Genomic DNA, 12,821 nt, shown 5'->3' with positions numbered 1-12,821 from the left:
CGTAGCGGCGAGCGGGAGGGAAGCCCCCTCACTCCCGCAGGTCATACCGATAAGATTTCGACACGATCTGCCAGCCGTCGGCGAGTTTCATCGCCACCAGGTAGTCGGTGAAAAAACGCGGCGGCAACTGGCACCGGACCTTGATAAAGGCGGTCTTGTCGTCGGAACGGTCGATGGTGACGATGAAATCCTCGCGCGCTTTGCCTTCGGCCTTGCCGGAGGGACGTTTGCGCACGCGGTCGAGCCAGTCCGGCACGGTCAGCACCTGCAGCTCGCCCTTCTCGACCCAGCGCAAATCGGCGGAGGGGTGGAAGATGGCGCCGAGTTTTTCGGCATCGCCCTCGTAGAGTCCGTCGAAGTAAGATTGCACGACGGCTTCGACGCTCGAACGGTTCTGGCTCATGGGTCATCCCTTTGAATGATGGCTCGGGGCGAACTTAGTCGTACACATCAAAATGCGCTATGGTGTCCGTACCATTTGCGCAAGGACACGGTGATGACCGGATCAGAGAATTCGAACGCTCGTATCCTGGTCGGCGAATGCTACTGCCGCGCCGTGCGCTACGAGGTGGCGGACGCGTTCTCCTATGCGATGAACTGCCACTGCTCAAATTGCCGCCGCACCACCGGCGCCGCCTTCAAGCCGTTCGCCGGCATCGAGCAGAGCAAGCTCCGCATCGTCAGAGGCGAGGACCAGCGCACCATCTACGGTGACGACACCACCCATGACGCCCACTGCGCCCGCTGCGGCTCGCTGCTTTATTCCCGGGTGCGCGAGGGAAAATGGGTCCATGTCGCCATGGGAACCCTGGTCGACGCCCCCTCGATCCGACCGAGCGCCCACATTTTCGTGGGCTCGAAGGCGCCCTGGCACGAGATTACGGACAATCTGCCTCAATATCGGGGTCACATCGGGGGTGCTTGAGGGAACCTGCTGTGGGATTGTTTCTCGGCGAACCGCGCACGGACTGGCGCGACAAACAAAAGGGGCCTTTCGGCCTGCCGCTGGCGCCACCTTCGTGACCTCCATCACAAGCGCTCGCGGCGGACCCTGCTAAAGCCATCCCAAAGGGACTTGAAATGCCCTGAACCCGGAAGTCGTGTCATGCGCAAATTGCTCAGATTTTGCCCCCTTCTCCTCGCCGTCGCGCTGCTATTCGTCGCCGGGCCGGCTTTCGCGGGGAAGCGCGTCGCGCTGGTGATCGCCAACTCCGCCTATCAGCATGCGCCGTCGCTTACGAACCCGGTCAATGACGGTTCGGTGATGGCCAAGACGCTGAAGGAGGCCGGGTTCGACATCGTCGATTCCCGGCACGATCTGACGGCGCTGGAGACGCGGCGCGTGCTGCGCGAATTCGCCGACGGGACCCGCGATGCCGATATCGCCGTCGTCTATTATGCCGGCCACGGCATCGAGGTCGAAGGCTCGAACTATCTGATCCCTGTCGACGCCAAGCTGGAGCGTGACACCGACGTCTTTGACGAGGCGCTCTCCCTCGATCGCGTCCTGGTCGCGGTCGAACCGGCCAAGCAGCTTCGCCTGGTGATCCTGGACGCCTGCCGTGACAATCCGTTCGGCAAGACCATGAAGCGCACGGTCGCCTCGCGCGGCATCGGCCGCGGCCTCGCTCAGGTCGAGCCGACCAGCCCCAACACGCTGATCGCCTATTCGGCCAAGGCCGGCTTCACGGCGCAGGATGGCGACGGTGCGAACAGCCCCTTCACCGTGGCGCTGTCGAAGCATCTGACGACGCCGGGCCTCGACGTCCGCCGCGCCTTCGGCTTCGTGCGCGACGACGTGCTCAAGTCGACAGGTAACAAGCAGGAGCCGTTCGTCTATGGCTCGCTCGGCGGCGAGGACGTGCCGCTGGTGCCGGTCAAGGTGACCGCTGCGGCTGCTGCTGCGCCCGTGCCGAACCCGCAGGCCGACATCCGCCGCGATTACGAGCTCGCGCTCCAGGTCGGCAACAGGCCGGCATGGGAGGCGTTCCTCGCCCAGCATTCCGACGGCTTCTATGCGAGCCTTGCCAAGCTTCAGCTCGAAAAAATTGGCGCCGAGCAGGCTCATGCGGCGGCCACCGAGAAGGCGAAACAGGCCGAGGCCGAGCGCGATCGTCTTGCCGCACTTGGCGCGCAGAAGGATACGCAGGCCAAGGCAGCTGCCGATGCCAAGGCCGCCGAGCAGGTACAGCTTGCCGCGCAAAAGGCCAAGGAGCAGGCGCAGCAGCAGGCGGCCGCCGCCGAGCAGCAGCGCGTCAATCTCGCCGCCGCGGCGCCGGGTGCAGCGCCGGCCGGCACGGCGAGCCCCGCCGGCACCAACGTCGCGTCGCTGACGCCGGCCACCGCGCCGGCCGATCTCAGCCGCTCGGTGCAGACCGAGCTCGGCCGTGTCGGCTGCTTCTCCGGCGCCGCCGACGGCAACTGGACGACGTCCGCGCAGCGCTCGTTGTCGCAGTTCAACCGTTACGCCGGCACCAAGCTCGACGTGAAGGTGGCGAGCACCGATGCGCTCGACACGGTCAAGTCGAAACAGTCGCGCGTCTGTCCGCTTGTTTGCGAGCACGGCTTCAAGGCCGATGGCGACAAGTGCACCAAGATCGTCTGCCGTGATGGCTATGCGCTCAACGACGACAACGAGTGCGAGAAGCAGCGTGCCGCCAAGCCCGCCAAGCCCGCGACCGCCAAGCCTGCGACCGCAAAGCGTGACGACGGCGATGAGCGTCCCGCACGGCAGCGTCGTCAAGCCGGCGGTGAGGCTGCCGGAGCGGCGGGCGGCTTTGGCGGTGCTGCGGGCATTGCTGCTGCGGCTGGCGCCAGCCGCCGCTCGAGTGGCGGACAGCTATTCTGCAACAATAGCGGCTGTCGTGCGGTCAACCGCGGCTGCCATCTCGAATATCGTGGCGGCGGCGGCCCCGGCAACGATGCCAATGCCGAGGTCTGTAATTAGCTCCCAATGTCGTCCTGGCGAAAGCCAGGACCCATTGCCCCAGGGAGAAGTTGCGGCGCCGAGGAGCCAACCACCAGTCTTCGCAAAACCACGGCCGGTGGCAATGGGTCCTGGCTTTCGCCAGGACGACGACTAGGTCGAGATCGCGCTCGCCGCGATGTTGACCGTCAGCGCCAGCAAGGCCGTATTGTAGATGAATGAGACGATGCCGTGCGCGGTCGCGGTGCGGCGGATGGTCTTGTCGGAGATGCCGACGTCGGAGACCTGCGCGGTCATACCGATCACGAACGAGAAATAGACGAAGTCCCAATAATCCGCGTGGTCTTCCTTGTCGCCGCTGGGAAACTGAAGGCCACCCGGCGTGGCGTGCCGGTAATAATCATGCGCGTAATGCAGGGCGAAGATCGTGTGCACGGCGGCCCACGACAATACGATGGTGGTGATTGCGATGCTCAGCTCCAGGACGCCGCGATGCGGCGTTCCAAGCTCGGAGACGATCGCGGCGATGCTGGCGAAGGCGCCGATCGCCGTCACCAGCAGGATTACGAAGCGACCGTCGTCCTGCATCGCTGCGGCGCGGCGGATGTGCTGGTGGTCGTTGCACAGCATCATCGCGTAGACCAGCACCAGATAAACGGCGATCAACGCATCCCAGCCGAACAGAAGCCGCGTGACCAGCCGGTGCGAACCCGGGATGAGCAGGCAGACGAGAATACCAACGGCAAGCGACATGAACGTCCGCGGACGCGCATAAATCAGCCGCATCGGCCGCGACATCTTGCGAAAACGGGCGAGGGCGGGGTCTTCCTTGCTGCCGCCCGCCATCGCGCTATCAGCTCTTCCGTTCGGCCACGAACCGCGCAGCCGCTTGCAGCACGGCGGCCCGTTCGCCGAAAATCGAGACCGCGCTGTCAGCCCGCGCGAGCAGATCGCGGACGCGCTGCTTGGCGCCCTCGATGCCGAGCTGGGTGACGAAGGTGGTCTTGCCGAGCGCTGCATCGGCGCCGGCAGGCTTGCCGAGCGCGGCGGCATCGCCTTCGACGTCGAGCAGGTCGTCGGCGATCTGGAAGGCTTCGCCGAGCGCGCGGCCGTAATCGTCCAGCGCCTGATATTCCTTTTGCGAGGCCTGGCCGAGGATCGCGCCGGCGATGCAGCCGTAGCGCAGCAGCGCGCCGGTCTTCATCTGCTGAATGCGGGCCACGTCGATCGGCTCGTTGCCGCCAAAGCGGCCTTCGCCGGCGAGATCGAGGATCTGACCACCGACCATGCCGCCGATGCCGGCGCAGCGCGCCAGTGCGCGGGTCAGCAACAGCCTCACATTGGCGTCGCGATGGATCTCGTCGCGGGTGATGATGTCGAAGGCGAGCGTCAGGAGGCCGTCGCCGGCGAGGATCGCGGTCGCGTCATCGGTCTTCTTGTGCAGCGTGGGGCGGCCGCGGCGCAGGTCCGAATTGTCCATCGCCGGCAAATCGTCATGGATCAGCGAGTAGCAGTGGATGCATTCGAGGGCGGCGCCCACGAGCAGCGCGGCTTCGCGGGGAACGCCGAACACCGCCGCACTCTCGACCACGAGGAACGGCCGCAGACGCTTGCCGCCATTCAGGCTCGAATAGCGCATTGCGTCCATCAGTCGCTTGGGACGGGCGATCTCATCGTGCAGGATGTCGTCCGACAGCAGGCGCCCGAGCAGGGCCTCAGTGTCATCAGCGGTCTTGTCCAGACGTTTGGCGAAATCGGACGGGGACGTGCCGGTCATCAAGAAGGGCTCCAGAACTAAAATTCGGCGGGACAATCCTTTATGCGCCCGCCTCAGTCAATCGTTTGGAAGGCCTAAAAAGTGCTGGAAAAGGCCCGAATTATCACAGGCTTAATGCCGGGCCCGTGGCCGCGTTTCGTTCTGCGCCGGAAAGGTTGATTTGCGCGTCGTCAAAACCCTTCTTCTGGTGCTCGCGGTCGCGGCTCTCGCGCCCTATGTCGTCGCGCCATTCTACCGAACCGGCCATCCCGTTTCGACGCTGATGGTCTGGCGCTCGCTTCGGGGTGCGCCGATGCAGCGGGAATGGATCGATCTGGCGGCGATGTCGCCCTCGCTGCCCCGTTCGGTGGTGGCGGCCGAGGACGCCCATTTCTGCAAGCATCACGGCATCGACTGGGGTGCGCTGCGTGAGGCGATCGACGATGCGAAGGAGGACGGGACCCCGTTCCGGGGTGCTTCCACCATCACCCAGCAGGTGGCGAAAAACCTGTTCCTCTGGCAGGGGCGGGACTTCGTCCGCAAGGCGTTGGAATTCCCCCTGGCGCTGTGGATCGATCTCGTCCTGCCCAAGGCACGGATCCTGGAGATTTACCTCAACATCGCCGAGCTGGGACCGCAGGGCCAGTTTGGGGCCGAGGCGGCCAGCGCCTATGCCTTCGGCAAATCGGCCGAGGACCTCTCGCCCCGGGAAGCGGCACTTCTGGCCTCGATCCTGCCGAATCCGGTCAAACGCAGCGCCAGGACGCCGGGACCGGGTGTCCGGCGGCTGGCCGGGACCTATGTGGCGCGAGCGCAGGCGAGTTCACTTTCGACCTGCTGGCGGGAGAACCGGTGATTTCCGGTCCTTTTCGGGCGCATTTTCCGGCCCAGAGCCCTAGATTTAAGGCAGGCCTTCCTCTATAAGCCCGGCCTTGACCGGCATTCAGCTCGCCTCGGTTTGCGGGTGCTGAGCCGTCCCCTCGCGGACGATGCCCTGATGACACCAATCCCTAGAGGATACTGAAATGGCCGTTCCGAGAAGAAAAACCTCGCCGTCGCGCCGCGGCATGCGCCGCTCGGCTGACGCCATCAAGAAGCCGACCTATGTGGAAGACAAGGATTCCGGCGAGCTCCGTCGTCCGCATCATCTCGACCTCAAGACCGGCATGTACAAGGGCCGTCAGGTCCTGAAGAAGAAAGAGTCCTGAATTCGGGACCTTTCCCCAGGCAGGATGATTTCGCCTGCCTGATTTCGGCCAATCCATGAGATATGACAGTGACGGCGGCGGAGCGAATGCTTCGCCGCCGCATTGTCCTGTCTGGATTTCTTGATCGAGAAGGCATTTCGCCGATGGTCGGTTTCCCGCTGCTCCTGATCCCGCTCGCGGTCTACAACATCATCGCGTTCCTGATGCCGAGCGTGTCCTTTACGGACGTGCTGTTCAAGGTGCCGATGATCACGGGCGAGGCCTGGCCGGTCACGCTTTCCGACCTGATGCTCGCGCTAGGTGTCGTGCTGCTGCTGCTCGAAGTGGTCAAGGGCGCGCGGCCTGGCTCGAAATTCCTGATGGATCATCTGCTGTCGCTGATCGTGTTCGGCGCGGCTGCGGCCGAATTCGTGATGTGGCCCAAGTTCGGCAACTCCACCTATTTCCTTCTGGTGCTGCTCGCGATGGCTGATTTCCTCGGCGGCATCGCCCAGCGCACCCGCCGCCGCGTCGCTTATGTCGCCGAAACGACGGTGCCGGCGCCCCGCAAGGCCAAGCGCCGGGCCGAGACGCCGGCGGATGAGTTCGAGCCCAAGTTCGAGCCAGTGTCCCCTCCGCAACCAGCTCCGGCGGAGCCGCCCGCGCCCACGGCACAATCGGTCGCCGAATCCGTGCTGATGGATCACCCGGCGCCGAAGCCTGTGAGTACGCCCTCGCCGGAAATTCCCTCGCCGCATTTGCAGCCGGGCAACGGCACCCAGCCGTCTCCCGACGCGCCGCGCTGATTCAAGCCACCTGCCGCGTGCGCGCGGCGACGCTCGGAAGCGGGCGCTTGCTCCCATAGGCGGCCTGCGCATCCTCGGACGACACGCGGCGAAGTCGGCTCGCCTGGGGCAGATGCTCGGCATTGGCGATGAGCTGGGCGACGAAGCTCGGATCGGGGCGCGGCAGCGGGGCCTTGTGGACCCACTGCAAAACCGGCATCAGCGGCACCAAGGCCGAGCCTGTACCGTTGTTCGCCACGTCCAGTTGATCAGTACTCAACATCGCGATCACCGTTGACCCGGCCAAGATTGTCGCGTTTCGAGACGCTGGCGCCGGTGCGTGTCATGTACTCGCAAGGCCTATGCCGGGCGGGCCGGTTTGGTTCCTGCCCGCGAACAAACGTGGTTTCCAAATTGTTTATCAACTTTGCCTAGGGTCAATGGCGAATCTGGCTTTATCCTGCGCCAGCTCAGGACTCCCCGCTGTCCCGAAACGAGGCGATTTTGACCCCCGCATTGCCGCAAGCCTCCGACATCCTGGCTGCCCTCGGCCAAGCCGTGTTCGCCTGGGACATCGCCAGCGATGCCATTGTCTGGGGTGAGCAGGTCAGCGCCATCTTTCCCGGGATTCCCGCCGAACGGCTGGCCACCGGCGCCGAATTCGCCAGGCTGATCGAGCCCGTGCAATCGCTGCGGACCGCCGCGCTGGCGCAGACCTCGGCCGTGCATGGCGCCGACGGCACGCCCTACCGGGTCGAGTACGGCGTGCGCATGAGCGCCGCCGATCCAGTGGTCTGGATCGAGGAGACCGGCCGCTGGTTCGCCGGCCCCGACGGCCGACCGGTGCGTGCGATCGGCTCCGTCCGCATCAACAATGAACGCCATGCCCGCGACGAGGAACTGACGAAGCTGGCCCGGCTCGATCCGCTGACCGGCGAGCTCAATCGCTCGCATCTGATCGCCGCGCTGGCCGAGGCCATCGAGGAGACGACCCGTTTCCGATCGACTGCGGCCTTCATGCTGGTCGGCATCGATCATCTCGCGCGTGTCAACGAGGCCTTCGGCTTCGACGTCGCCGACGCCGTGATCCTCGACGTCGCCACGCGCATTCGCGCGCGCTTGCGCGGTGGCGACGTGCTCGGCCGCTTCTCCGGCAACAAGTTCGGCCTGATCCTGAAGAACTGCACCGTAGACGACATGAACGTCGCCGCCGAGCGCTTCCTCGCCGGCATCCGCGACGAGGTGGTGCCGACCAAATCCGGCCCGGTGTCGGTCACCGCCTCGATCGGCGCGGTCAGCGTGCCGCGCTATGCCCGCAACACCGATGAAGCCGTCAATCGCGCCCACGAGACCCTGGACACCGCGAAACAACGCCGCGTCGGCTCGTTCGCAGCGTGGCGCCCGGATGCCGCGCGCGACGCCCAGCGCCGCGTCAACATCCGCGTCACCGACGAGATCGTCACCGCATTGAACGAGCGCCGCATCAAGCTGGCCTATGAGCCGGTGGTTGCCGCCCTCTCACGCGAGTGCGCTTTTCACGAATGCCTGGTGCGGATGGACCAGGGCGACGGCCAGGTGCTGCTCGCGCCCGACATCGTGCCGGTCGCTGAACGGCTCGGCCTGATCCGCCTGGTCGATCACCGCGTGCTCGAGCTCGTGGTCGCCGAGCTCGCCGCCGCGCCGGACATCTGCCTCAGCCTCAACATCTCCCCGGACACCACCATGGACCCGGATTGGTGGGCGGGAATCGAATCGCTGATGCGCGCCCATCCCGGCGTCGCCGAGCGGCTGATCGTCGAGATCACCGAAACCGTCGCGATCCAGGACATCGACGACGTGCGCGGCTTCGTCACCCGGCTGAAGAATTTCGGCAGTCGCATCGCCATCGACGATTTCGGCGCCGGCTACACCTCGTTCCGTAATCTGCGCAAGCTCGGCGTCGACATCGTCAAGATCGACGGCGCCTTCGTGCAGAACATCACTCGTTCCGCCGACGACCGCGCCTTCGTGCAGACCCTGATCGACCTTGCCCGCCGCCTCGACATCAAGACGGTGGCCGAATGGGTGCAGGACGAAGAAGCTGCGAACATGCTGCGTGACTGGGGCTGCGACTACATCCAGGGCCGCCTGATCGGGCTCGCCTCAGCCGACCGCCCCTGGGGCGCGCCGCCGGACAGCGCGTTGCCGGCGGCAGGGTAGTGTCGCTACGATCTGCGGCTACGCCACGCAGATATTCGGCACAGCGATCGTCTGTGCAAGAAACGCGTCGCGCCGGCCTGCCCGCGTAGTTGCGCGTTAGGTCCGGATGGCATCGTATCTGGTTTAAACGCGGCTTACGGCCCGTACAGCACGAGTTCCGTATCGGTGAGATCGGCGAGCTGCGGCCGATGCGGGCCCTTGAAATATTTGCGGCCGCGACGCTCGGTGTAGATGCCGACGAGGCCGGGAACCGGGCCGTTGGAATCGACGGCGACCGCGATCTTGCCGAGCCGCAGCAGCAGCCGGCCGATGCGGCCCGCGCATTCGGTGTATTCGGCCGCGTTGCGGCAGTAGATCAGCTTCATCGCGGGTGGCGCAATGATGCCACGGCGGATGCGCACCGGTTGCAGGATGAAGGGGAACGCTCCCTTCGGCGTGCGGCAGACGAGGCTGAGGCAATTGTAGCGCGCATGCCGCGTCAAGAGCTCGGTCTCGGCATCGGAAAGCCCGTCGATCGTCTTGGCGTGCTGCGAGATGACGTCGATCGTGCTCCAGCGTGCGACGCGCGCCAGCGCAGGCACCGAGAAGAATATACCCCTGCAATAGGCGCGAAAGCCCTGCGTCTCGATGATCGGCCAGGTCCACGGCGCCGGGCTGATGTTGAGATAGGTGACGTCCTTGTGCCGCTGCGCGATCTTGGTCAGGAGCGGGGCGTAGTTGCGGTAGGCCGGATCGACGTACCAGCTCGACAAATTGCACTGGATGGCGGTCTCGTCGCCGTCCCTCCGCGCCGTATAGATCAGCAGCAGCACGCCGACCGGCGTACCATCATTGTCGAGCATGTAGCCGAAGCGCGGGTAGCCGTCCGGTACCGGTCGGAAGGCTTGCCGGCGCAGGCCCTGGATCCAGTAGCTGCGCGAGCGGCCGACGAAGCCGCGCGTCAGCAAGTCCGCGACCGCATCGACGTCGGACTCGGTGATCTCGCGGCATCGGACCTTGGTATGGATCACGCTCGTCTTTCCCCTGGAAATGACCGGCTTCGTTCCGTTAGCGCCAGCCTTCGCCGTGGGCATCGGCCGCGATCTGCGGCTGCATGCCCATGATCTCCCGCACCTTGGCGGGCCAGGCGGCGATGTCCGTGCCGTGGGTGTGGAACATGGCGACGGCCAGGCGGTCCATGCCGAAAGCGACGCAGCCGGTGTGGGCCGGCTCGCCATGGGCGTCCTTGATGTCCCAGGTCGTGCCGAAATGCTCGCGGTGATAGTTGAAGCTCATGCAGGCGGTCGGCTGCTCTTCCGAGCGCAGCGGGATCAGCAGTTCGAACTTGAGCTGCTGCTGCTTCTGGCTCACCGCCTTCATCTGACCGACGCGGCCGAAGAACGGATCGCTGGCATAGTCGACGCGGAAGGTGAGACCGAGACCCGTCGCAATCGCCTGCGCGCGCACCATCCAGCGCTCGCGGAAATCGGCGACGTCATCCGGGCTGCCGATGCAGACATATTCCCGCATCCGGAACGATTGCAGCCGGTCGAGATGCTTTGACGGTTCACGGCGGAAGCAGTCGGCGGCGACGTCGAAGCGCAGGCCGCCTTTCGGCAACTGGCCGCGGCTCGCCGCGATCGGATAGACGGGATAGCAGGCCGCCGGCGACAGCACGAGGTCTGCCGGCGAGAGCGAGCTGGTCCAGTCGCCGCCGGCATCGAAGCGGCTGACCGCAGCGTTGATCTCGCGCTCGGTGCCGTGCAGGCCGCAGACGCAACCGAGCAGGTTCGGAAAGCTCTTGAGATAGCCGGATTTTTCCAGCTGGGACCGGCTCATCACCGGCGGGAAGCGCATCACTTCGGTGCCGGCTTCACGATGGCTCGTGATCAATGCGGCGAGCCGCTCGACGATGCCCTCGTAAAGCGCGGTGCGGGCGTAGACGCCGTCCGAGCCCATGGGGTGAAAGAGCTTGTCGGCGAGATGATCGAGCGGATCCGCGATCTGCGGCGCGGTCTCAGGCGAGTTGGGGAGAACAGCAATGTTCATGTCGGCTTCCTGCTATCTGAAATTATTCTAATTGAACGAAGGCACGTCGGTCTCGAAAGCTCGTCAGTCCCGAAGGCCTGTCGGCACGCCGCTCATTAGGGTCGACGTTGCGGCATTGGCCAGAATGCGGTCGTTGTTGATCATGATCGGCGACGACAGCACGTCGCGCAGGTGGCGGCCCATGGTGAACTCGCCGTCGTTGCGGTAGCCGGAAAGGCCTGCGGTGCGCATCGCATGCATCACGATCTCGACCGCGAGCTCCGAGGCCTGCACCTTCAGTAGCGTGATCGAAGACTGGAAGTCGAGCGAGCCGAGCGCGCGTTCGTCGTGCTCGGCGCGGGCAAAGGCGTCGATATTGGCCGATATCAGCGCCCGCAGCTTGGCCAGCGACATCTTGGCGGCGGTAAAATGCGCGGCCGCCGGGGGCATCTGTCCGCCCGAGGTGCGGGCCGCCTTGCGGACGAAGGCCTGCGCGCGGGTGACGGCGGCTGCAGCGATACCAGCCCAGGCCGAGGACCAGCACAGATGCGCGAACGGCGTCATGGTCTGGGCGTGGATCTTGTCGTAGGATTCCGGGAAGACGCGGTCGGTCGGGCAGTCGACCTTCAGCTCGAAACCGGTTGAGCAAGTGCCGCGCATGCCGAGCGTTTCCCAGCCCAGCGTCCGCTTCAGCGAATAATCGTCCCTGGCGAGCGCCAGCAGCACCTGGTCGGATGCAGAAGCGTCGGTGGCACGGCGGGCGATCGTGACGAGGCCGTCGGCCTCGGCGCCGTAGGAGATCACGGTGGCGTCGCGCAGCAGCGAGACGGTGTCGCCGGCGACGTCGACGGCGGCGGCGCTGGCGCGGATGTTGCCGCCGTTCTGGCCTTCGGTGGTGGAGGAGGCGAGCAGCCACTGGTCGCGCGCGACCCGGCGCATCATGGTTTCCATCCAGGGAATGCCGTGACCGTGCCTGACGACGCAGGCGACCTTTGTCGTGTGCATGGCGTAGATCATCGCCGTGGAGGCGCAGGCGCGTCCGAGCGTGTAGCAGACATCGGTGACATCGTGGATCGAGGCGCCGAAGCCGCCGAACTCGACCGGGATCATGACGCCGAGCAGCTTCTGCTCACGCGCGACCTCGAACGCCTTGTGAGGGAAGCGGGCATCGCGATCGACCCCGTCGGCGTCGGCTGCCGCCACGGTGGCGGTCCGGGCGGCGCGCTCGACGAGGGAGGGACCCTGCTCGAGAAAGCTCGTCTGCGTCTCGTCGACAGTGAGGACTGCTTCACGCACGTTCATACTCATCCGCCTCCGGTTTGCCGTTCAGGATCGCCGGCATCATTCGCGATGCCGCTTGAGCGATCCTTCGACCATCTTTGCTTATGAGATGAGGCTACGGATTTAATTCAAATTCGTCGATGAAATAGAGGGTAAACAAAGCCCAATTCCGAACGAACAGTTAAGTTCGGGTTGTTTGCATCGCCCGGATTTCCGCGGTCGCGTTAGGGATCTGTAAGAAGCCGGAATTTCAGACAATCTGAGTCATCGTTTACTAAGAAACGCGAAGTAATGGTGGCGTCCATTGCGGGATCGGCCCGCCGTGCCCATCGTAGCCGGCGACCGGTCCGACCTTTGTCGACAGATGGGAATTTACCGATGCAGGCTTTCGATACCGAATTGCGCAATCGCATCATCAAGCTGGTGAAGGGCATCCTCGCCCAGAACGCGCTCTCCGCCGAGGTCACGCCGCAGGCCAAGCTCGTCGACGTCGGCCTGACCTCGATGGACATGGTCAATCTGATGCTCGGCGTCGAAGCCGAGTTCGACTTCACGATTCCCCAGTCCGAGATCACACCGGAGAACTTCCAGTCCGTCGAAACGCTGGAGCGCATGGTCGCGACCCAGCTGCAGTCGGCGGCCGCGGCATAATCGAGATTTCCGGCCTTCGCCGGGACGAC

At 65.0% G+C, this 12,821-nt stretch carries 14 protein-coding genes; 7 read left to right on the top strand and 7 right to left on the bottom strand.

Translation table 11 applies throughout. The annotated features are described in order from the left end of the window. Window positions 1–28: 28 nt before the first annotated feature. Window positions 29–403, bottom strand: a complete 375-nt coding sequence (locus AC0L3S_RS05870; protein ID WP_106941496.1) for a nuclear transport factor 2 family protein — start codon at window positions 401–403, stop codon at window positions 29–31. A gap of 93 nt (window positions 404–496) precedes the next feature. Here AC0L3S_RS05870 and AC0L3S_RS05865 point away from each other — a divergent pair, with 93 nt between their 5' ends. Both AC0L3S_RS05865 and AC0L3S_RS05860 read left to right on the top strand, forming a co-directional pair. Further along, a complete protein-coding gene (locus AC0L3S_RS05865) occupies window positions 497–925 on the top strand; it encodes a GFA family protein (protein ID WP_473278404.1) in 429 nt (142 codons plus the stop codon). A 180-nt stretch (window positions 926–1,105) separates the two neighbouring features. Continuing rightward, entirely contained in the window at window positions 1,106–2,947 is a 1,842-nt protein-coding gene (locus AC0L3S_RS05860) for a caspase family protein (RefSeq protein ID WP_473278403.1), read from the top strand. A gap of 132 nt (window positions 2,948–3,079) precedes the next feature. On the opposite strand, the gene AC0L3S_RS05855 is transcribed toward AC0L3S_RS05860, so the two are convergent. Further along, window positions 3,080–3,772, bottom strand: a complete 693-nt coding sequence (locus tag AC0L3S_RS05855; protein ID WP_007598111.1) for a DUF1345 domain-containing protein — start codon at window positions 3,770–3,772, stop codon at window positions 3,080–3,082. Window positions 3,773–3,779: 7 nt separating this feature from the next. Next, window positions 3,780–4,703, bottom strand: coding sequence for a polyprenyl synthetase family protein (locus AC0L3S_RS05850; RefSeq protein ID WP_473262191.1), 924 nt, complete (start codon window positions 4,701–4,703; stop codon window positions 3,780–3,782). Window positions 4,704–4,863: 160 nt separating this feature from the next. Here AC0L3S_RS05850 and mtgA point away from each other — a divergent pair, with 160 nt between their 5' ends. The 3 genes from mtgA to AC0L3S_RS05835 all read left to right on the top strand — a co-directional run bounded on the left by mtgA (window position 4,864) and on the right by AC0L3S_RS05835 (window position 6,675). Continuing rightward, a complete protein-coding gene (mtgA, locus tag AC0L3S_RS05845) occupies window positions 4,864–5,538 on the top strand; it encodes a monofunctional biosynthetic peptidoglycan transglycosylase (RefSeq protein ID WP_473278402.1) in 675 nt (224 codons plus the stop codon). A gap of 169 nt (window positions 5,539–5,707) precedes the next feature. After that, on the top strand, window positions 5,708–5,890 hold the full coding sequence (gene rpmF, locus AC0L3S_RS05840; protein WP_007598106.1) for a 50S ribosomal protein L32: 183 nt from the start codon (window positions 5,708–5,710) through the stop codon (window positions 5,888–5,890). Between the two features lie 143 nt (window positions 5,891–6,033). Then, a complete protein-coding gene (locus AC0L3S_RS05835) occupies window positions 6,034–6,675 on the top strand; it encodes a hypothetical protein (protein ID WP_473262183.1) in 642 nt (213 codons plus the stop codon). A 1-nt stretch (window position 6,676) separates the two neighbouring features. Here AC0L3S_RS05835 and AC0L3S_RS05830 read toward each other — a convergent pair whose 3' ends face one another. After that, on the bottom strand, window positions 6,677–6,937 hold the full coding sequence (locus AC0L3S_RS05830) for a hypothetical protein (RefSeq protein WP_473278401.1): 261 nt from the start codon (window positions 6,935–6,937) through the stop codon (window positions 6,677–6,679). 221 nt (window positions 6,938–7,158) lie between these two features. Between AC0L3S_RS05830 and AC0L3S_RS05825 the strand changes: the two genes are divergently transcribed. Next, window positions 7,159–8,853: an EAL domain-containing protein gene (locus AC0L3S_RS05825; protein ID WP_473262179.1), complete on the top strand. Its 1,695-nt coding sequence runs from the start codon at window positions 7,159–7,161 to the stop codon at window positions 8,851–8,853. Window positions 8,854–8,987: 134 nt separating this feature from the next. Here AC0L3S_RS05825 and AC0L3S_RS05820 read toward each other — a convergent pair whose 3' ends face one another. From AC0L3S_RS05820 to AC0L3S_RS05810, 3 genes are all read right to left on the bottom strand, one after another. Continuing rightward, on the bottom strand, window positions 8,988–9,863 hold the full coding sequence (locus AC0L3S_RS05820) for an acyl-CoA acyltransferase (RefSeq protein ID WP_473262176.1): 876 nt from the start codon (window positions 9,861–9,863) through the stop codon (window positions 8,988–8,990). Between the two features lie 37 nt (window positions 9,864–9,900). Further along, window positions 9,901–10,881, bottom strand: coding sequence for an amino acid--[acyl-carrier-protein] ligase (locus tag AC0L3S_RS05815; protein ID WP_473262174.1), 981 nt, complete (start codon window positions 10,879–10,881; stop codon window positions 9,901–9,903). 63 nt (window positions 10,882–10,944) lie between these two features. Continuing rightward, window positions 10,945–12,162 (bottom strand): acyl-CoA dehydrogenase family protein, encoded by a 1,218-nt coding sequence (locus tag AC0L3S_RS05810; RefSeq protein ID WP_473278400.1) that lies wholly within the window; start codon window positions 12,160–12,162, stop codon window positions 10,945–10,947. A 357-nt stretch (window positions 12,163–12,519) separates the two neighbouring features. Between AC0L3S_RS05810 and AC0L3S_RS05805 the strand changes: the two genes are divergently transcribed. Continuing rightward, window positions 12,520–12,792 (top strand): phosphopantetheine-binding protein, encoded by a 273-nt coding sequence (locus AC0L3S_RS05805; protein WP_473262169.1) that lies wholly within the window; start codon window positions 12,520–12,522, stop codon window positions 12,790–12,792. Window positions 12,793–12,821: the final 29 nt, after the last annotated feature.

It is taken from the genome of Bradyrhizobium sp. Ken01, assembly GCF_055807355.1.
Note: the sequence above shows the minus strand (reverse complement) of the source record. Positions and strands in the feature narration are given on the sequence as shown.

What these genes read in the sequence shown, in the direction of transcription:
- AC0L3S_RS05835 (WP_473262183.1), top strand. Translation starts at nt 6,034, where the DNA reads ATGGTCGGTTTCCCGCTGCTCCTGATCCCGCTCGCGGTCTACAACATC.
- rpmF (WP_007598106.1), top strand. Translation starts at nt 5,708, where the DNA reads ATGGCCGTTCCGAGAAGAAAAACCTCGCCGTCGCGCCGCGGCATGCGC.
- AC0L3S_RS05860 (WP_473278403.1), top strand. Translation starts at nt 1,106, where the DNA reads ATGCGCAAATTGCTCAGATTTTGCCCCCTTCTCCTCGCCGTCGCGCTG.
- AC0L3S_RS05815 (WP_473262174.1), bottom strand. Translation starts at nt 10,881, where the DNA reads ATGAACATTGCTGTTCTCCCCAACTCGCCTGAGACCGCGCCGCAGATC.
- AC0L3S_RS05850 (WP_473262191.1), bottom strand. Translation starts at nt 4,703, where the DNA reads ATGACCGGCACGTCCCCGTCCGATTTCGCCAAACGTCTGGACAAGACC.
- AC0L3S_RS05870 (WP_106941496.1), bottom strand. Translation starts at nt 403, where the DNA reads ATGAGCCAGAACCGTTCGAGCGTCGAAGCCGTCGTGCAATCTTACTTC.
- AC0L3S_RS05805 (WP_473262169.1), top strand. Translation starts at nt 12,520, where the DNA reads ATGCAGGCTTTCGATACCGAATTGCGCAATCGCATCATCAAGCTGGTG.
- AC0L3S_RS05810 (WP_473278400.1), bottom strand. Translation starts at nt 12,162, where the DNA reads ATGAACGTGCGTGAAGCAGTCCTCACTGTCGACGAGACGCAGACGAGC.
- AC0L3S_RS05855 (WP_007598111.1), bottom strand. Translation starts at nt 3,772, where the DNA reads ATGGCGGGCGGCAGCAAGGAAGACCCCGCCCTCGCCCGTTTTCGCAAG.
- AC0L3S_RS05830 (WP_473278401.1), bottom strand. Translation starts at nt 6,937, where the DNA reads ATGTTGAGTACTGATCAACTGGACGTGGCGAACAACGGTACAGGCTCG.
- AC0L3S_RS05865 (WP_473278404.1), top strand. Translation starts at nt 497, where the DNA reads ATGACCGGATCAGAGAATTCGAACGCTCGTATCCTGGTCGGCGAATGC.